This is a genomic window from Acetivibrio straminisolvens JCM 21531 (assembly GCF_000521465.1).
GTDB classification, from domain to species: Bacteria; Bacillota; Clostridia; order Acetivibrionales; family Acetivibrionaceae; genus Hungateiclostridium; species Hungateiclostridium straminisolvens.
This window is the reverse complement of sequence record NZ_BAVR01000064.1, coordinates 1-20,277: the sequence shown is the minus strand read 5'-3', so window position 1 is coordinate 20,277 and position 20,277 is coordinate 1. Positions and strand designations below refer to the sequence as shown.

Annotated in this window: 11 protein-coding genes and 2 pseudogenes; 1 reads left to right on the top strand and 12 read right to left on the bottom strand. The window is 37.8% G+C overall.

The genetic code is table 11. The features are described from left to right. From JCM21531_RS14240 to JCM21531_RS14210, 9 genes and pseudogenes are all read right to left on the bottom strand, one after another. Positions 1–1,272 (bottom strand): annotated as a pseudogene (locus JCM21531_RS14240) (hypothetical protein); the annotation flags it as partial. 196 nt (positions 1,273–1,468) lie between these two features. Next, positions 1,469–3,352 (bottom strand): hypothetical protein, encoded by a 1,884-nt coding sequence (locus JCM21531_RS14235; protein ID WP_038290892.1) that lies wholly within the window; start codon positions 3,350–3,352, stop codon positions 1,469–1,471. Then, entirely contained in the window at positions 3,346–10,410 is a 7,065-nt protein-coding gene (locus JCM21531_RS14230; RefSeq protein ID WP_038290891.1) for a S8 family serine peptidase, read from the bottom strand. The genes JCM21531_RS14235 and JCM21531_RS14230 overlap by 7 nt, the downstream gene beginning before the upstream one ends. 485 nt (positions 10,411–10,895) lie before the next feature. Then, on the bottom strand, positions 10,896–11,390 hold the full coding sequence (locus JCM21531_RS24025; RefSeq protein ID WP_279379080.1) for an ABC transporter permease: 495 nt from the start codon (positions 11,388–11,390) through the stop codon (positions 10,896–10,898). Next, complete coding sequence (locus tag JCM21531_RS19360) at positions 11,375–11,767, bottom strand: hypothetical protein (RefSeq protein WP_173400201.1); 393 nt, start codon at positions 11,765–11,767, stop codon at positions 11,375–11,377. The genes JCM21531_RS24025 and JCM21531_RS19360 overlap by 16 nt, the downstream gene beginning before the upstream one ends. A 101-nt stretch (positions 11,768–11,868) precedes the next feature. Next, complete coding sequence (locus JCM21531_RS19355; protein WP_038290890.1) at positions 11,869–12,270, bottom strand: ABC transporter permease; 402 nt, start codon at positions 12,268–12,270, stop codon at positions 11,869–11,871. Further along, positions 12,257–13,354, bottom strand: coding sequence for a COG1361 family protein (locus JCM21531_RS22545; protein ID WP_243467731.1), 1,098 nt, complete (start codon positions 13,352–13,354; stop codon positions 12,257–12,259). Before JCM21531_RS22545 ends, JCM21531_RS19355 begins: the two co-directional genes overlap by 14 nt. Positions 13,355–13,437: 83 nt before the next feature. After that, complete coding sequence (locus JCM21531_RS22540) at positions 13,438–14,691, bottom strand: COG1361 S-layer family protein (protein WP_243467730.1); 1,254 nt, start codon at positions 14,689–14,691, stop codon at positions 13,438–13,440. Next, positions 14,678–15,394: an ABC transporter ATP-binding protein gene (locus tag JCM21531_RS14210; protein WP_173400200.1), complete on the bottom strand. Its 717-nt coding sequence runs from the start codon at positions 15,392–15,394 to the stop codon at positions 14,678–14,680. The genes JCM21531_RS22540 and JCM21531_RS14210 overlap by 14 nt, the downstream gene beginning before the upstream one ends. Positions 15,395–15,694: 300 nt before the next feature. On the opposite strand from JCM21531_RS14210, the pseudogene JCM21531_RS14205 reads away from it, so the two are divergent. After that, positions 15,695–16,452 (top strand): annotated as a pseudogene (locus JCM21531_RS14205) (enoyl-ACP reductase FabI). Positions 16,453–16,576: 124 nt separating this feature from the next. Here JCM21531_RS14205 and JCM21531_RS14200 read toward each other — a convergent pair. The 3 genes from JCM21531_RS14200 to JCM21531_RS14190 are packed head-to-tail and all read right to left on the bottom strand — an operon-like array spanning position 16,577 to position 19,885. Beyond that, positions 16,577–17,455: a YegS/Rv2252/BmrU family lipid kinase gene (locus JCM21531_RS14200; protein WP_038290887.1), complete on the bottom strand. Its 879-nt coding sequence runs from the start codon at positions 17,453–17,455 to the stop codon at positions 16,577–16,579. A 31-nt stretch (positions 17,456–17,486) separates the two neighbouring features. Then, complete coding sequence (glgD, locus tag JCM21531_RS14195; RefSeq protein ID WP_038290886.1) at positions 17,487–18,608, bottom strand: glucose-1-phosphate adenylyltransferase subunit GlgD; 1,122 nt, start codon at positions 18,606–18,608, stop codon at positions 17,487–17,489. Continuing rightward, positions 18,605–19,885: a glucose-1-phosphate adenylyltransferase gene (locus JCM21531_RS14190; protein ID WP_038290884.1), complete on the bottom strand. Its 1,281-nt coding sequence runs from the start codon at positions 19,883–19,885 to the stop codon at positions 18,605–18,607. The genes glgD and JCM21531_RS14190 overlap by 4 nt, the downstream gene beginning before the upstream one ends. Positions 19,886–20,277 lie beyond the last annotated feature (392 nt).

The following is a 20,277-nucleotide window of genomic DNA, read 5'->3' as shown; positions in this document are numbered from 1 at the left end:
CTTTGTTACGTGGTGTTCGGGGTCAATTGTTTCTATAACTCTGTCATTATTGTCATATACATATTCCGTCTTATTGTTTCGTGCATCATAAGAATATTTCTGACGGCTGTTTTCGTCATATACTATTCTCTCTATTGACTTACCGTAAGCATCCTTCTTTTCTATTATCCTTCCAAGCTCATCATACCGCGTTGTTACCGTGCCGTCCGATGAAATGTTTCCTCTCTGCACAGATTTAGTCTCTGTAAGGACATTCCCATTTTTGTCATAAGTATATATCGTGGCATGCGTTGATATTCCATCCAGATTAGTTACTCTAATCTTAGTCTTCTCAAGCCTATTGAGGCTATCATATATAAATTCTGTCTCATTGCCGTTACCGTCCACTTCAAATCTCTTGTTTCCGTTTACATCATATTTTACAGAAGTAGTTATCGACTCGGAAACAGTTACGGTTCCATCGGCTGCCACTGCTTCCCTCTGTTCGGTTTGTGATTGCAGTAAACCTCTTCCGTCATATTGATAAATTCTTGCCTTCTGTAAATTGTCATACTCTTTCCTAACATTCCCTACAGCATCGTACTGGTAGTTTACCTGATACGGTGCAGAAGAACTATATTTCATTGAATTGTCTACAGGATAAGTCACTCTTTTTACTTGGTTTAATCCATTGTATTCGTATGTTGTAGTGTTACCGTTAGCATCTGTTTGACTTACCAGGTTGCCTGCAACATCATATTTGTTATCAAGTATAGGTGTGTCACTCTCTGTAATGGTAATGTCATCTGTTGCTCCCTTCTTCACCCATGTCTTTAGCAGATTCCCTGAGTTGTCATATTTATTAACTGTCTTAGCATAATATGAACTCTCTGCCTGACCGTTCTCAATGTATATTACCGGCTCCCCGCCTTTTGCTTCGTAGCCTTTGTACTTTGTCTCGGAAATTACACGGCCAAAGGTATCATAATCATATTTTACGGAATAATAGCCGCCTCCAAGCTTTCCCATTTCAGGATCTACTATCTTGGTTACCTTGTTAATTAAATTATACTCGTACTCGGTAGAGTATCCGTCTCTATATCCAATTGCACTCCATTCTTCTGTCACATTTCCATAATCATCGTAGTCATAGCGGTTTATCAACAGATCCACACCGTCTGTAGTAACGAAATTCAGTGTTGAAGTGTCAAGCTCTGTCAGTTTGCCCTTGTACCTTTTCTCCTTCAAGTGGTTGTTTTCATATATGTATTCGGTACGGTTCATTTCTTCCAAAGACTTGCCCTCATCGTAGTTTTCAGGTATTACTTCTGCTATTTGTCTGCCTGCCAGTCATAATACGTTGCACTTGTTGCTCTTACTCCTTGAGTATTTAATCCGTTTATTGTACTCGTAACCTTTTCAACACGACCGGTATCTTCATAAGAATATTCGTATTCTGTTATATTTCCTTTTGCATCTATAACCTGCTTTATCGTACCATCCAGTTGTATTTTGTAACAGTGGTAATGTCAGCATACACTGTATTGGATGTCGTACTGCCTTCCGGTACGATTAATCCGTTCTCTGTAACTGTTTCAAGTCTGCCGAGGTCATCGTATGTGTAGCTGACAACCACAGACTCCCCATATGTTTGTACAATACTGTAGTCATTAAAAGAATCTGTAGCACTAAATACAATAGTTTCCTTAGTTACATTACCTGCCCCATCATATTCATAGTCGGTAACAACTGCATATATATAATTTGCACCCTCAGGGACCGTTACACCATAAATATCCTCCGGTTCTACAAACACATACTTTCTGTCCGGCTTGCCCAGGTGATTGTTTTGATACATGACAATTTGATACTTGGAACCCGTAATATAATTTGACACATTTATCATTTCTTTGTATATATTTCCATCGTCATCGTAGTCATATATTACCTGTGTTTCACCGGACAATTTTACTTCTTCCAACCTTCCGTGTTCATCATATTCATATTTTTTTACTATATAGTTGTCAGGTTCTGTCTTCTCACCCTCTAAAGGAACCTTTTCAACACCAGTTTCTTCCGTCAAAAGTTTCCCACTGTTTTTGTACGAATACTTCGACTTGGTATAATAAACCCTGTCAACGTCTTTACCGTTTTCATCCTTTTCAACTCTTACCTCAAGAGGTACTCTCTTTGCTTCAATTCTACCCAAACCGTCATATGCATAATATGTTGTATAACCTCCGACGGTTTCAGTACTTAATTTCCAATTTTTTGAATACTTCCTTCTGATCGTTGGCTGTCCGGTAGATTCCACAATTTCAACTCGATCATGATAATCCATTGTGGTTTTTGTCTGGATACATTCGTCAGGTGTATACACACCGTTTTTGTAATAAACGTTTTTGATATCAACCTTATTCTTTACAATATATGACTTATTTCCTATCTTTACTGGTTCTCTATCGACAGCTTGATAATCATACTCTTCCAATATTACAGGAGATACCACCCATTCATTCTTTTTGAACTTCTTGTATTTCAGCCTGTTCAATTCATCATACTCATAAATATATATTGTTCCATCAGGCATTTGCTCCGTTTGCAAATTGCCGGCATTGTCGTAGGTATATTTTGTTATGTATTCTACTTTGTTATCTTCGTCGTCAACCAAAGTCTCAACCACAGTTTTTAATCTACCGTTCCAATCATAGAAATACTGGGTTCCATCGGCATCAGCTCCATGCTTTTCATATTGAATTGGCGATATTTCCTTAAACTTTTTACCATAGCCATCGTAAACAGTCTTTGTAGTACTGTTCCTTTCTCCGTCGCTTACTGTTACTGTTACTTCCTCTTTTACATTTTCTACATTATCATCTCCATAGGAATATTCCGTATTAAAGCCCATTGGAGTAATCTTTGATTTTATTCTTCCTACATTGTCATAGGTATATTGAGTTTCGTTGCCTAAAGAGTCCTTCACAGTTTTTAGGTATCCATTGGTATGATAATCATATTCCGTTTTTACTCCATCAGGATCAATCACTTCTTTTATAAGTCCATTAACTTTTAAACCTTTTTCTCCAACGTTGTAGTATTCGTATTTTGTAGTTGCATATATAGCCGAATCTCCACTACCTTCTATTCTCCTCTTAACCTCTTTTAGACGTTCCTTATTGGTTTCGTCGTATACGTATTCTGTATAAGCATCAGTTTTATTGTTTTCCTTCATTTCCACTTCATCAGTCAGATTGTTCCGGAAGGTTATATTGTTACCGCTGCGTTCGTAAAAATAATCATATATATACTTTGTCTGAGGAGCCGAATTCACTGAGGCATCTGTTCCATCGTCAATAAACCTCTCAGTCACCATTTTAACATTACCGTTTCATCTGTTTCCTGAACAGTGGTATATCCATACTTGTCCTTTGTATACTTTCTGTTAAGTCTGTTTTTCGATGTTGCACCGATAGATTCATTTTCCTCTCTTGTCAGGTTTGTAGTATCCACCCATGCATCATTTATTTCCATTTCGTACTTGTATTCAACAACGCTTCCATCACTATACTCCTCACGTATTGGCTGTTTTAGGAAATGGCTGTATTGAATTGAAACGGAAACATTGTTTTCATCAATAAATTTCCTTTCAAGTGTGCCGGAAATCTCTTCCGAATCAACATTCTCACCGGCAACCGGATCAATGTATCTCCAATACTTTACCTTATCGTATGCATCTGTCTGTTTGTATATCCTTCCGGTATCCTCATCATAATAATTCCTCTGAATAGTTGTAAACTCTTCAACACCGGTTTCTTCATTCATTTGCTCAGTCTGAATTTCCCTCAACTTCTTTACATTCTTTTTATCGGTTGATATGTCATTTTCCGCTGTATAGTAAGTATACTTAGTAGCTTTTCCATATACATTGATGACCTGTTCAAGGTGTCCTGTTGTACCATTCAGCAAATATTGAACGGTTCTTCCTACGTTGTCACTTACAATAATAGTATTTGAAGTTGAATAGTTAAAAGTCAATGCTCTTCCTGCATTATCACTCACACGGGTAATTCTATAAACTGAATTTACGTATTCTCCCTGTATATTCACCCTATTTTTATGTTTGTCTTCTATCCACACCAGCCTATATGCATTATCTGATGTGCTTATCTTTTTAAAGCCATACCGTGTTGTATCGCTCATAACAAGCACATACTCGCCAGTATTTGTCATGTATTCCAGATGGTCGTAGTTTCCGTAGGATGCAGTAAATCCGTCCGTCTTATTCCCTTCAAACACCGTAGTCTTACCTGCTCCAAGCTTGATTTCAACTCCTGATGAATGCTTGGTTACATACCATGATGCCACATAAGCTGTCTTACCATCCGAAAGCTTGATTTTGTACCACTCATTTCCATTTACATCTCTTTCAGTCACAGGCTGTCCGTTAACTGTCTCGAAAAGTAGAACAGCTCCTCTTGGAACAAGACCAAAAGATTTACTATTCACAGTTGGCTTTTCTCTCACATTTAGAGCAGATGCTGTCACTTTTCCATAATTGCTTATCTCCACGAGTTTTGAATCGTAATTAAATCTCCATCCATATCCAATTACTGTCTTTTCTTCATTATCCGAAGAGTCATATGTTCTTATAAGTTCAATCGGAATACCCGGAGAATCAATCTTTAGATCCGAAACTTGTGTGGAATAATCGCCCGAAAGCATTACATCTCCCACTGTTTTCTTTACAATTGATCCGGTATACATCTTAAGTCCAGGAAGAACTGAAGGTACATACTTCTGAGCCTTATTCATGTACCCACCTTTGTTTTCTCCTCCGACTATATAAATTTGACTGTATACAACCGCTGTTCCAAATGAACTTCTTGGCTCTTCTACATAACCTGATCCGGGAGACACAATAGATCTTGTCATCTTCTTCCATGTGTTTGTCTCGGGATCATATTCTTCAACAACTGCCAAATGGTCAACTCCATTATACCCGCCAAGAGCGTATATCTTACCTTCTACAACTTCCAAACCAAGGTTTGCTCTTTTATACTGCATACTGCTGCATGTTGTCCATATATTATTAACAGGATCATATTTTTCAACTGTTGCGAGGTACCCGCTGGCATTATATCCTCCAACAACATATATATATCCGTTAAACTCAACAGCTGCAGCTCCGCATCTTGCAGTCGGCATATTCTTTATGGTTTGAGTCTGGCCTCCAACCATACATTGGGTTGTCCACTCTTTCTTTGTTATGTCAAGGTCAAATACCTCAACTTTATTGCTGTAGCTTCCGTCAAATCCTCCTATTGCATATATTTTATTTCCAAAAGATGCAACTGCTACTTTTGCTCTAGGAGTCGGCATTTCACACTTATTCTCACCTGTAACAGGATCTATATTAGTCAAAACCCTGGAACCTGTTACACTGGAGAATTCTTCAACCTCGCCAACATATCCGTTAGCATTTTCTCCTCCTATTACATAGATCTGGTTGTTAACTTCAACTACTCCCATATCTCTTCTTGGGACTTTTAATTCCAGCCTGTGTTGATTGCTTCCATCAATTACGGTCCACTTACCTCTTATTGGATCATATTCTTCTATAACTTTGAGGTAGTCTCCGTTATATCCTCCAAAAACATATATCTTGGCTCCTGTTGTAGCAGCCACTGTTCCCCCTCTAGCTATTGCATTTTCCTCAAGATCTTCAGTTGTTCCTTCTCTAGGTGTTGAACTTGCAAATGCCTCAATAAGCCTTATCCAAGCAACCGTTGAAGGTTCCATGAGCTCTAAAGTATAACCTGTCTCAAGGGGTTTTGTTATTTCCAGTGTATAAAAATGAGAATGATCAATATTTGCTTGAATTACCACTCTGTCAAACTTTATGTGCTGAACCTCATCACCACTCATAATTACTTTGTGATTCTCAAGAGCTGTAAAATTACGTGGATCACCATATGCCTCTCTGACATAGGTTGTCCCAACCCAATATTTCTCATTGCTATTTTGAGTAAAATTACCTTTTACTTCAAGTACACCATCGGTGAGACATGCTTTTCCATCTCCACCTTTGATCTCCTCTTTATTCTTTTCATGATCAATTAATGATCTGGTTTCAAAATTACCGTTTACAAGTATATAATCTCCCGGATTTCGCATAATAAGTCTTGCATTGCCGGATAAAAGGAGATTTCCTGTTACATATAGTGAACCTCCGTTTATATTCAATGTTGCATATGTCGTGGTCGTTGGTTCATCAATTGTAAGATTTCCTTCGACTATAAGTGTATGCCCGTTTAAATCCAATTCTCCTATTGGAAGTGTAAAAGACGGTACTTTTTCATTTTTATAAAGTTTGTACTTTATAACACTATAATTGGAAGTACTTTTTCCAAAATTGATATACAAAATCATAACATCTTCCATATTTATGGCACCGTTATCGTTTAAATCAGCTAGAGGGTTATAATCAGCATCTCCAATTACTGTGTTGAAACTTTTTACAATCACCATTATATCTCCCAAATTAACCGAATTGTCAGGATTATCGAAATCATTATCTCCACCAACAAGGTCCCCAAAAAACATTATAATCGGTTCTTCTTGATATCCAATTACAGTTTCTTCAAAAATTGTTGCTACATTTATAAATTCTCTCTTCACAAACCTACTTTTTGTTATCGTTATATTATAGTAACCTGACGGCAATTGGACAAATTCAAAATACCCATTTGAATCCGTAGTCACAGTTTGAATTATAGATTGATTTTCAGGGCTTGCTCCTTTCAATTCAACCAAAAAGCCCTCTTTTATGTTTGGATTCTTGCTATTAAAATTTATGTCAATATATCCTGATATCTTGCGTGGAGAAGATCCGAAAAGTGTTGTCCCCTGCGGTGTATTCATTATATTCGAAATACTTAAATACTCAGGAACGTATATAGGAAGATCTTCATTAATTACTTGCGGCTGTTCTACTATAAAGCCTTCCCTAATTCTATTCCCATACCAGTCATACAAGTAAATCGCTGATGAATCAGGCTCTTTAGCATTATAGAATTTTAGTTGTATTTGATTCTCCCTCAGTACCTTAAACTTAATAACAGCAACAGTTCCGTCTACAGGTTCCGGCATACTGTTTCTATATGCTTTAATATCCACGTAACATAATGAAAAGCGAATATTTCCTTCATTAGGGGCATGAGATACAAAGCGAAAAGGCAAATATTCCTCATCTAAAAATATGTCGCTTCCCGAAAGTATAGGACTATAACCATAAGGAGATAAATCATCTTTGACTGGCATTACAACATTAGGATCATAAGCAAGATTCAACTCAATACCTGCCAATTCTGCTAACTGTTTTACTTTCACAGTTGCTGTTATGATATCTCCTTCCGAAGCTGTGGTTTTGTCAAGCTCTACATATACTTTTGATACAGTATCTTCATCGTATATGCTGAGAGTATAAGTCTCCGTTTCGGAAAAGCCTCCAGCCGAATAAACCATTACATAATAATCTCCTGAATTGAGCTGAGTTATTATTGTTTCAGCCAAGCTTCCCACATTCATAGAACGGACAACTTCAAAGAATCCCTGATATATCGAATAGGAATACACAACAAGGTTATAATCATTGCCCTCAGGAATATTCTGGAGTCTTATTCCAACGTTCATATGATTATTTAAATTAAATTTGAAAATGTCACAGTCATCAATATTATCTATAGTCGCATATATAGTGCTTCCAATATCGATTAACGGACTTCCATAATATCGAACATCATAAATATTATCATTGACTTCATAATTATCCGGCTCAGTTACAGACACCTTAAGCTCATAGTTTTCAACAGAATTCGCTCCGCTATAAGAATATACTCTAATATAATATCTTCCGGATGTATCAATAATTTTGTCTATCTTCTCATCATTGTTTCCCGACGCATATGAAAAATATTTCTTTATTAAATTAGAATTATATACTTCTAGCTCATAATCACAGCCAGCAGGGATATTCTTTAACGTTATACTCAATTTCCCTGTTTCAGTGATATCTATAACAAACCAATCCTCATCGGTATTAATATTCAGTGTCGCATAAACCGGTATACCGTCTGTTATAGGTTGTGCTGTTTCTGAACTGTCGTTTGGCTCATAAACATCCGGCTTATTATTGTCTGAGTATACCAGCAGTTGATAATTGTGATGTTCTGTCGAATCATCAACATGGTACGCCTCAACAACTATATAGTGAACTCCTGTATATCCGGCCGTATGCGTAATAATCTCATTGCTTCCACCAAAATAGGAGAAACCCAGAAGTCCTCCCGAACTATTTAAGAGGAGCAAATCAAAATCGTCCGGGGTGTGCATTCCGGTAAGCCTAATAGTGTATCTTTTTCCGGCTTCAAAATTAATTGCATAATAGTCCTGCTGGGAACTTTCTTCCATTGAACCAAAAACCGTACACTCACTTATTGCCTGTGCGGTATCGATAGTATGGTTATTGTTATTGTCAAAAACATAACTTAAGATTGATACATCTTGTAAAGAAAGCTGCGAAACAGGAGTTTGACCGTTGTACGTTGCTGAAGCTACAGTTGGATATTTTTTAGTTATTTTTTCTATCTTTTCACGGCCCCCAGATAATATAACATTTGCATTTTCCCGATTGTCCCCGGAGTCGTCAAAAAATCCTCCTTCTCTTACAATTGGCTTAGGAACTTTATTGTTTCCCTCTGCCGAAATGTCATAAACAAATCTTGGTTCCCTAAGATTAATCTGCTCATTTTCTTCTTGCGGTTCAGGTTCTTCGTCTGCCGGTGTTTCATTGAGAAGAGCAGCGTATGCGTTAAGTCTCCCCGATGTTTTTACTTTACCTGAAAGCTTGTCCGATTGTGTTACGTTATTAAGTATCCTTTCCTTTATTTCAGTTGCAGTTAAAGCTGTATCGTTGCTCTTTATAAGAGCTGCTGTAGCTGATACAAATGGAGCAGCCATTGAAGTTCCACTCAAATAATCATATCTTTCTAAAGTAACCGTGCTTAATATATTTGTACCGGGAGCAGCTATATCAACATTTTTACCGTAATTCGAAAATGCTGCAAGGTTCCCATCGCTTCCTATAGCTGCTACAGAAATAATATTATCAAGGTCAAAGCTAGCAGGGTATACCGGATTTTGAATAGTATTGGATGATGAATTACCCGCTGCACACACAAATAATGCATTGCTTTGTGAAATAACATCCATAAGAGCCGGATTATATTCACTTCCGCCCCAACTGCAGTTTATTATGCTTGCACCCATATCTACGGCGTATTCAATAGCTTTTATAGCATCCGAGGTATATCCACTGCTTCCTTCGATAAATTTTACAGGCAGTATCCTAACTTTCGGTGCTGCACCAGTCACTCCAATATCATTCATTTCTGCAGCAATTATACCTGAAACGGCTGTACCGTGTATATCATGTGTCGAAGAGTCGTTAACACTGTTATCGTTATTTGCAAAATCCCATCCATTTACATCATCAATCAAACCATTGCCGTCGTCATCGATTCCATTTAGTATTTCATTCGTATTTGAAAATATATTTGCGGCAAGATCCGGATGATTGATGTCTACGCCCGTATCTACAACGGCTACAACGATTTCCTCATCACCGGTTGTTATATCCCATGCATCCAAAACATTAATATCAATTCCTGCCAATCCCGTCTGTCCATTCACAATCTGACCATTATTCAAAAGACCCCACTGCTTGTCAAAGTGCTCATCTTGAGGAATATCAAATGTATTAAGCTTATAATCCGGTTGTACATATTTTACATTAGGATCACTCTTAATTTCAGCTATCAATTTTTCCATGTCTTTTTGGTCTGAAACTTCAAGAGCTTCCATTTCGAATCGTTTGCTCTTATACTTCGTTTTTACATCACGAACATTATCTTTGGATTTGAACTTTTCTTTTGTTTCATTAGCTTTGCTTATATCCTTATATACTACAATAATGTCTTTTTTAGTTTTATTTAAGTTTTTATTAAGATTTATATCAATTTCGTTTTTTTCACCAATCTCAATAACATTAGGAGGAACCAATTCTTCAATCTTTTTTCGGTTCTTTTCTTCAATATTAGCATCCGAATTTTCTTCGATATCAGAAGTCTCATTACCTTCGCCATATACTTCACTTGAAACCGTCCGGGATATCTCTTCAGTTTTAACGGCCTGTTTATCCTCTCTTAAAGTATCGGCTTTTTCGTTATTTACCGATTCATTTCTGAAACTATTATGAGATTCTTTTGTTACTGGTATAGATTTGTCATATGCCATACCTGTTACTGAAAAGCACTGAATGATTATTGCTATAACAATTGCAATTGATGTGATTGCTTTTCCTGCTAATCTCACAATTTACCCCTCCTATTAATAGTTATAAATTAGATAAAATAGATTATTATGTATACAAATAAGTACATAAGATTTATACTCTGCAGTATGAATCTCTATACTTCATTGTTTTCATACATAAAACATAAACATAACTAAATACATCTATTAAATTTGAGTAAAGCAAAAATAACAGACTATATTTTTACATTCTTGGATTCTTATTTGGAAAATATTATCACGCAGAATTTTATAATAAAGTGCAAAAAAAATCAATACTAAATTTATATTTTTTTCAAGTTTTTATGTATATAGTTAATATATTATTCATTTTTACTTGTTAATGTTTCCTAAATAAAGAGAATAAATACTGTTGTCCGGTGTTTTAACACTACTAAAAGGAGCTGCCTCAAAATAAAATTTTGAAACAGCCCCTATCCTTGAAAAACTCCAAAAGGCAGGTACAATAACCTGCCTTTTGGAGTAGAATATAATCAGTTTACAACTTACTCATTCTTTATTGCATCCAATGCGCTAAGCTTCATAGCCCTCTTAGAAGGGAAGTATCCTGCAATGAGACCCACAAGCACTGCAACTCCCACCGCTGCCAATGCCAGCCACAAAGGTATCACCGATATTGACGAATCCCCCATTTCCGGCATAACTCCTACGGCAACAGTATTAATAATTGCAGAAATCCCATAGCTGAACCCGATTCCAATAGTTCCTCCGAAAAATCCTATCAAAGCGGCCTCCAAAAGGAACATTCCCCTTATATCCTTAAGGTAGCATCCCAAAACCTTAAATATACCAATCTCCCTGGTTCTTTCATATATGGACATATACATAGTGTTGGTTATACCCAAGGATGCAACGAGAAGAGAAATTGCACCTATAGCCCCTAAAATAGCCTGAACCACCGCCAGCGTCTTTTTCATCTCATTTCTTGCATCTGCAAGGCTGTACGCGCTATATCCCATTTCCTTTATTTTGTTCTGCACCTCTTCAACCTTGTTACATCAGTGACCTTTACCAGCACTGTTTCATAAGTTTGATTTTTTGAAGATGACCTTCCCATGCCGGAAGATGAGTTATAATAGTAAACACCAACATCACTGCCTCCTTGCGATGCGGCTAACCTTCTTTCCTCTCTTTCGTTATCCTGCATCAGCTTTTTCAGATAATCTATATTGATAAAAGCCGAATAGTTGTGCTCTCCGGTTTCTTTTAGTATTCCAACTCCCTGAATCCTATATGTCTTCCTTCTGCCACTACTTCCCCCATAATCCTCTCCATAGGCCAGGTCGAAGGTCATAATCAGCCTATCCTCGAGCACATTTATTGGAGGCGGCTGACTATCATCTCCGATAACAATCATTCCTCCTCTTCCCACAGCTCTGGGATTATAAAAGAAGTAAGGTACCTGGCTTCCAAAAACAATTGCTCCTTTGTCATCTTCATTTAAAAGCCTTCCCTCGGCTATTTGAAAATCAAAAGCTCCATTTTTGACGGATTAACTCCAATAACATCCACATGGGCTACATACCTTCCTGACGCAAACTTGAGGAATGCCCTCAATTGCGGCATGACAGCCTCGACTCCTTCAATCTGCTCAAATTCCTTGACTGCTTTATCGTCGAGGCTCTTTGGCTGCGAAGAGTTACCCACATCACCGAAATAATAGTTATTGACAGTTATGGTATGCAAGCTTCCCATTCTGCTGAGCTGACTTTCGAAGGTTCTGTCCATTCCAACTCCTATGGACATCATTACGGCAATGGATGTTGTCCCAATCAATACACCTATAAGAGTTAAAATGGTTCTGGTCTTCCTTCTTAGCAGGTTTTTAAGAGCCATTCCCAATACATCAGAAATTTTCATACAAATCAGCTCTCGCTTTCTTTCTCTTTATTAGAACTACAATGAGAACAACAACACCTATTATTACTGCCACTGAAATACCGGCAATGATTAATACTATACGTCCCGGGAAACCACCCGGTGCATTCCCCACCGGCTTTCCTATTATATCAGGATCCATTATCATAGGATCTTCTCCCATCATTCCTCCCGGCATCCCTTGTACAAAAATCTCAAACTCCTTCTCAATCTCTTTAACTTCCCCCTTATTGTCTTCAAAGGTGAAAACAACACTTCCCTTTACCTGACCTTCCTTGTTGGGGATAACATATGCTTCATAATAATCGCTTCTGCCGGGTTCAAAGTTACCTACAAAATAGTCCGAACCGGGCTGCAGTTCAAAATCTCCCTTGCACTTTACCATGAGATTGCTGAGAGTTGATTTTCCCATGTTATAGAAATTCAAAGTTACGGGAATCGGCTGTCCGATAAAGGCTTCCATTCCCGTCTGTATTTCACTTATTTCAAGCCTATGCTCCTGCATAACGGGTATACTGATGCTTTCTTTCAAATTATATGCCTTTTTCTGTTCGTCTTCGTATTCAAAGTTTATATTTAGCAAATAGCTTTTCGGTGCAGCATCGAATTTTGTAACAAAGGTCATCTTCTTAACCACTCTTGCTCCTGCTTTTATTTCATCAATGAAAATAGTGCTGCCGCTTTCTGCTGCCGGCAAAAACACCCCTTCATCAGCAAGGAAAGAAATACCGATATTTCCCACATCAATATCCTTATGAGTATTTAATATACTAAGCTCAAGCTCAAAACTCTTTCCTGCTACTGCCTGACCTGAGGATATGCTGTACCTGTCAATTATGATTCTAGGTGTGGAAGTATTCTCTTTTTTCTCATCATCCTTTGTATTTTCAACATAAACTCCCACATACTGTGTAACAGTCTGCTTTTCTTTGTTTCCTCCCAAAGCTCCTTCATCATCGTATTCCACGTTTATGGCAATAGGATAGTTTTTAGTGGGCGTATCGGTCAAGGCAGTAAGTACAAATTCAAAGCTCTTACTTTCTCCCGCTTTTAAGGAATCAACCATAATTATGCTTTGAGATTTACAGATGATGCCATTTTCAGCAGTTACCCATACCTTTGCGTTGGAAAGCTCTTTTGTCCCGTTATTTACAAGATCAAATCCAATCTTAAAATCCTTATCCGGTGCAACAACTCCCGATGGCGCACTGATATTATCAATTTTAACGAAACTTTCCCTCCATTTTCCTCCTGTATCGGTACATAATATGTGAAACTTTCGTTGTATGAGTTGCCAAACTCATCTTTATAGTCAACGGCTATTTCAAGCGGAAAGCTCCTGACATTTATCTTGTCCGATACGATAAGGTTAAAACTAAGCTTGCCTGTCTTGCCTCCTTCAATGGTTTTTAAATAATTAACTCCTGTTAGTTCGGAATAAATACCTTCATTGCTAAACCCTTTGAGAGTTACTTTTATGTCTTTTGCATTGAGGGTGCCGAGATTTTCAAGTTCTATGGAGGCACTGAATTTATCCCCCGGAGCAGGTTTCTTCGGAAGCATTTCTATAGCTTTTAAAATGAGACTTGGACTTCTATCATTGTTTTCAATGTCAACATATATAACTTCTGATGAAGAGAATAAATCACCATATAAATTGCTGTATCTGAGGTCCAGTTTTACCGGATATGTACCGCTCTTGGTATTCGGTTTTACAACCAGGTCAATCTTAACCTTTTTTTCCGTATCGGGTTTAATCTCGTTAATGGGTATGGAAAGATGCCCCGCTGCTGCCGTAAAAGGTGAATCTGCCGAATCTGCCGACATTGTTATTTGAATGTCTTTTGCGGAAAAATTGGATATGTTCTTAATAGGAACCTCAATAGAAATATTTTTTCCTTCCTGCTTGCTGTTTATCTTTCCCACAATTCTAAAGTTCGGCTTGTATTCGGATGTGTCGGTTTGCGACCCACCGGATGTTGGTTCTTTTTCTTTTTTTACGCTAAGATACAGGGTCTGAGAAACTTGATCGGGTGTTCCACCCTTTACATAATCAAATACTAAAGTAAGTTCATTCCCTGTTCCTTTATAGACTAACTTAAATTTTGTAGAACCTTCACTGCCGCTACTTAAATTTCCCAGTTCGTTTGCTTGAGGGTAACTATAATCAATATAAAAAGAAGAGTTCCTATCTACAGAAACATACACATTTTCCAGATTCTGACCCGAAGCATTTTTATAGTAAACATCGAGTTCAAAATCCTCACCATTTGAAACATTGCTTTTAGATTGGCTTGACCTCATAATTATAATATCATTTGCAGAAGCAGACACATTAACGGCTGCCAGATTAATTAAAAGCACCAAAAGTGCCAGAATGTTTATTATCTTAATTCTGTTCATATGTAACCCCCGTATATTGATTTTCTTCTATTTTTTCAATTTGACCGTCAAGAATATATACTATTCTATCCGCTCTTTTGGCAATATTAAGGTCATGGGTAACCATGATCAGAGTTTGCCTGTTTTTCTTAGCGAGACCCGCCATAAGGTCCAAAACCTCCATGGAAGTCTTTGAATCCAAGTTACCTGTCGGTTCATCAGCAAATACAATTTCAGGATTTGTGACAAAAGCTCTTGCTATGCCTACTCTCTGCTGCTGTCCTCCACTCATCTGGGTGGGCTTGTGCCTAAGATGCTTGGAAAGCCCCACTGCTTTCAACAAATCAACAGCTCTTTTCGTTCTTTCTTTTTTGGATATACCTTTGAACATAAGAGGAAGGCTGACGTTTTCAACTGCATTTAGATAATTGACAAGATTATATGCCTGAAATATAAATCCCACATTGTTCTGACGAAATGCCGCAAGCTTCTTTTCATTAAGCTTCTCGATATTAACATTCTTAATTCTTATGCTGCCCCTGGTTGGCTTTTCGAGCCCGGCAAGGACATTCAAAAGTGTCGATTTTCCCGAACCGGAAGTACCTAAAAAGCAACAAAACTCACCTTTGTAAATGTTCATATTAACATCTTGAAGAGCTATTACCTTTTCCGAGCCTACTCTATAAATTTTGCTTAGATTTGTAATGCTTATTATCGGCTCCATACTGTTCTTTGCATCCGAGATATCCCTCGCCCCCTTTTATGTTAACTTACATACATGTTTTTTCATCAGATAAAAATACTATTAATAATAGTAAATTATTGAAAACTCAAAGTCAATTAAATAAGTCTTAAACTTTTATAAATTTTTTATAAACAAAAGGACAAATATTTCCAGCACTCTTTACAACAACTCCAAATTTTGATAAAGTAATATGGGATTGAAGAACTAAAAGGTAATTTATCTCTGAAAATGTAGCTGTTAATTAATAGAAAATAAATCTGCCAAAGGAGTTGTATTTGGATGGGAAACTTACTTAGCAACAAAAACATATTGGTCATGGGAGTTAGAAACAAGTGGAGTATTGCTTGGGGTATCGTAAAAGCTGCTCAAGAAGAAGGCGCAAACATTATAATTACATATCAGGGAGAAAGAGAAAAAGAAGGAGCAGAACAGCTTGGTGCAGATTCCATATTTCAGTGCGACATATCTTCCGACGAGGAAATAGACAACCTTTTTGCCGCTATTAAAGAAAAATACGGTGTGCTCCATGGAGTTGTGCATTGTATAGCTCATGCAAAGACAGAGGACCTTCAAAATGACTTTGTTTATACCTCCAGAGATGGATTTGCCCATGCTTTGGACATCAGTGCATATTCTCTAGTAGCAGTAAGCCGCGGAGCAAAGGATCTGATGACTGAAGGAGGAAGCATTGTTACCTTGACATACATGGGTTCTGAAAAAGTGTTCAAGGGATACAATGTAATGGGTGTGGCAAAGGCCGCGCTTGAAACAAGTGTAATGTATCTTGCTTCCGACCTTGGAGAAGCCAATATCAGGGTTAATGCGATTTCGGCAGGTCCTATAAAACTCTTTCTGCCAAAGGTGTTAAGAATTTTGGTGACATTCTGGATACCGTTCCTAAAAAAGCGCCTCTTAAAAGAAACATCACACAAGAGGACCTTGGAAAAACAGCCCTGTATCTTTTAAGCGATCTCTCCAGCGGTGTAACCGGTGAAGTGATTCATGTGGACAGCGGCTACAATATCATGGGTATCTAATGATTATAAAGTTTTAACACATATCAAAGGCTCAGAGACTTTTTTGTCCCTGAGCTTTTATTTGACCTCTTGGAATGAAATGAAAGAGGCTAAAGCAAAGGAACTCGACGTCCCGAGCTTTTACTTATGCCGTAAACACCTTTAGCGCTTTGTTTATAAACCGCACCTCAACGGGAAGAGCCGGTCCTTTTTCTCCGTCAATGCTTAGTATTATTTCCTTTGAGCTCTTTATGGTACAGCGGTCTGTTCTTATGGTAACCACATGCTTGTCACTTTGCAGCTCATTGCTGATAACTTTATATAAAATACCAGCGAGTTCTATTTTCCTGCAGTCTTTAATAATAACAATATCCATAAGCCCGTCGTCATAAACTGCATCCATAAGGTTGTGAAAACCTCCGGCCTGGTTGCCGTTTAAAATAAAGAAAAGAAGAATGTCATCATCAAAAACTTCCTTTTCGGTTTCAATAGTCACTCTAAAAGGTTTCATACTTGCCATTTCACTGAGCGCCTTCAAATAATAAGCAAAAGCACCCAAACTTTTCTTAAGCTCGCCATCAGTACTAAAGGAGACATCCACAAAGACGCCTCCTGCACAAGAGCTCAAGAAATAAGTTTTGTTGTCCACAACCCCCACATCCACATCCGATGTTCTGCCTTTTAGAATAATATCCACGCATTCTTCAATCGACGGCGGAATATTAAGTATCGAAGCAAAGTCATTGCAAGTTCCCGCAGGAATTATTCCCATGGGTATGGACAGGTTGTTTTCCATCAGAATATTGCAGATAAAGTTCACAGTCCCGTCCCCTCCCGAGGATATTACATACTTAAAATACCCCTCTTTTATCAAGCGGGAAATATTCTTTCCGCAACCCTCCATAATTCTGAAAGGTTGAATAAGAACATCATTCTGCTGAAATCTCTCTATGATGTAATCCAGTTTTTGAATTATTCCCCTATCCCCCGAAAAAGGATTGTAGACCAATAAAGCTTTATCCATAATATCCTACCTTCTTCTTTTATCAAAAGCATTATATTACGGCATTCTTGCCAATAGTTATCGGGAAATTCGCCATCCCTTTTAATTTTATTGCTTTGGACAAGTACACATTCTTGTCTATTATAAGGTTTTCAATATCCACATCTTCTTCAATTACCGAGTCCTGCATTATTATGCAGTTTTTTACCAAGGCATTTCTTTTTATTGTAACTCCCCGGAACAACACGGAGTTTATAACGGTGCCTTCTATAATACATCCATCGGCGATTATGGAATTTTTGACGTCCGCTTCCTCGTTATATTTTGCGGGAGGTTCGTCCTTCACCTTTGTATATACCTTTCCATGCTGCTCAAAAAGCTGGAATCTTATTTCAGGATTCAACATTTCCATATTAATCCTGTAGTAAGCATTTATAGTGTTTAAATTTCTCCAATACCCGTCAAATCTATACCCGTAGATATTAAGAGAATTAAGCTTGTTTATAATAACATCCTTGACAAAGTCATATTTTCCGTGGGAAATACACTCCTCCAAAAGGGCGATTAGAAGCTCCCTTTTCAATATGTATATACCCATTGAGCAAATAGTTGATTCGGGGTTTTTATGCTTCTCCTTAAAGTCTATTACCTTTCCGTTATCATCCACTTGCATTACACCCATGAATGAAATCTCTTCCTTGGGAAAATCGAACATATCCCTGTAAGCTATGGTAATATCGGCATTTTTACTTATATGGTAATCCAGCATTCCGTCGAAAAGCATCTTGTACACACAATTTCCCTGGGCAACAACAACATATTCCTCGTAGCTGCGCTTTAAAAAGGTAATGTTATGGTACATGGCATCAGCACTTCCCTGATACCAGCCCGAGTGTTCTCCCGCAAGATAAGGAGGGAATACAAAGAGACCTTCATTTCTTCTGTCAAGATCCCACTCTTTTCCCGAGCCCAAATGGTCCATGAGCGAGCGAAAACTATACTGGGTAAGTACCCCTATATTCGTTATGCCCGAGTTAACCATGTTCGATAATACAAAATCTATAACTCTGTATTTTCCGCCTATCGGAACAGCAGTACTTGAACGCATCTCTGCCAGTTCCCTAAGTCTGTCGTTTTTTCCGCCGGTAAGTATTATACCCATTGTACTTTTCATTCGGTCTCTCCTCCCTTTAAAACGCTTTTTGCAGACTCAATAACAAGTGAGGGAAAATCTTGCTCGGTTATGTACGAATCTATAACAACATTTTTGCCTATCTCACACCAATCGGGTACAACAGCCTTTTGGCCGACTACTGTTATTCCCGAGTCGTATAAATTGGGTCTTAATTCATTGGGTATGTTTTCACCGATTCCCATCTTTACATTATTCCCAATCTTTACTCCTTCACCGATAATACATTTGTCGATAACCGTATTCAAACCGATGACACTGTCAGTCATGACTATAGAATCCACTATTTCCGTTCCTTCGCTTACATAGACACCCGGAAACAAAACGGAATTTCTGACACTACCGTATATCATGCAGCCTTCGGCAACAATGGACTTTTTTACACTCCCGGTGGGGCCTATATAGTGAGCCGGTTTAACCGGATTAGGAGTATAAATCTTCCATGCAGGATCAAAAAGATTGAATTCCGGAACCCTGCTTATAAGGTCCATGTTTGACTCCCAGTAGGCCTGTATGGTACCGACATCCCGCCAGTATCCGTTGAATTTATACGCCCACATACTCCTGCCTTCTCCCAGCATCAACGGTATAATATTTTTACCGAAATCATGTGCCGATTCTTCGTTCTGGTCGTCCCTTATAAGGTACTCTTTCAAAACTTCCCATGTAAATATGTAAACCCCCATGGACGCAAGATTGCTCTTCGGATTCTGCGGCTTTTCTTCAAACTCATATATTTTCCCGTTTTCATAGGTATTCATAATTCCGTATCTGTTTGCCTCTTCCCATGGAACATTTATTACCGATATGGTCGCATCGGCATTATTCTCTTTGTGGAAATCCAACATTTGTGAATAGTTCATTTTGTAGACATGGTCTCCCGAAAGAATTATGACATATTTCGGAGAATACTTGTCAACATAATGGATATTTTGAAAAACTGCATTTGCCGTTCCCTTATACCATTCACCTATTTCTGCCTTAAGATATGGGGACAGTATTGTAACCCCTCCGTTTATCCTGTCCATATCCCATGGCTTTCCGATTCCTATGTGTGCGTTGAGTTCAAGGGGCTGATATTGGGTTAGCACCCCTACCGTATCAATATCAGAATTAACACAGTTGCTGAGAGAGAAATCGATTATTCTATACTTTCCTCCATACAGTACAGCAGGCTTTGCAATGTTTTTCGTAAGTACACCCAATCTACTGCCTTGTCCGCCGGCAAGCAGTAAGGCAATAATTTCCTTGTTATGCATTAAATTCCCCACCTCGATTGTTTAAAGTAATTTTATTAGTCCTTATTGCTTTTTTCGTCAAAAATATTGAATTAATTAATGGTATAGGAAATGCAATATAGACGTTATTAATTACTGTAATATATTCTATATCGCAACTGGTAATCCTTTAAAATATACATGATTATTTTCAAAATATTCTTATTTTCAATTTATAAGGGACTAACATTTATAAAACAATGTTAGCCCCATATAGAATTGTCAATTATTACTTTACATTCACGCGTTTATATAATTTTTCATTTATCTCAACATCGGCCTTCTCAACAAGTTTATCTATATATTCTTTATAATCCTTTTCTATCAACTCATTTAAGAGTTCTTTTTTGCATCTTTGTAAGGGAGATAACCCG

Excerpts from the sequence above, each read along its gene's own strand:
- JCM21531_RS19360 (WP_173400201.1), bottom strand. The coding sequence starts at position 11,767 with ATGATTGTTATCGGAGATGATAGTCAGCCGCCTCCAATAAATGTGCTC.
- JCM21531_RS22545 (WP_243467731.1), bottom strand. The coding sequence starts at position 13,354 with ATGGTTGATTCCTTAAAAGCGGGAGAAAGTAAGAGCTTTGAATTTGTA.
- glgD (WP_038290886.1), bottom strand. The coding sequence starts at position 18,608 with ATGAAAAGTACAATGGGTATAATACTTACCGGCGGAAAAAACGACAGA.
- JCM21531_RS14235 (WP_038290892.1), bottom strand. The coding sequence starts at position 3,352 with ATGGTGACTGAGAGGTTTATTGACGATGGAACAGATGCCTCAGTGAAT.
- JCM21531_RS14190 (WP_038290884.1), bottom strand. The coding sequence starts at position 19,885 with ATGCATAACAAGGAAATTATTGCCTTACTGCTTGCCGGCGGACAAGGC.
- JCM21531_RS22540 (WP_243467730.1), bottom strand. The coding sequence starts at position 14,691 with ATGAACAGAATTAAGATAATAAACATTCTGGCACTTTTGGTGCTTTTA.
- JCM21531_RS19355 (WP_038290890.1), bottom strand. The coding sequence starts at position 12,270 with ATGAAAATTTCTGATGTATTGGGAATGGCTCTTAAAAACCTGCTAAGA.
- JCM21531_RS14210 (WP_173400200.1), bottom strand. The coding sequence starts at position 15,394 with ATGGAGCCGATAATAAGCATTACAAATCTAAGCAAAATTTATAGAGTA.
- JCM21531_RS14200 (WP_038290887.1), bottom strand. The coding sequence starts at position 17,455 with ATGGATAAAGCTTTATTGGTCTACAATCCTTTTTCGGGGGATAGGGGA.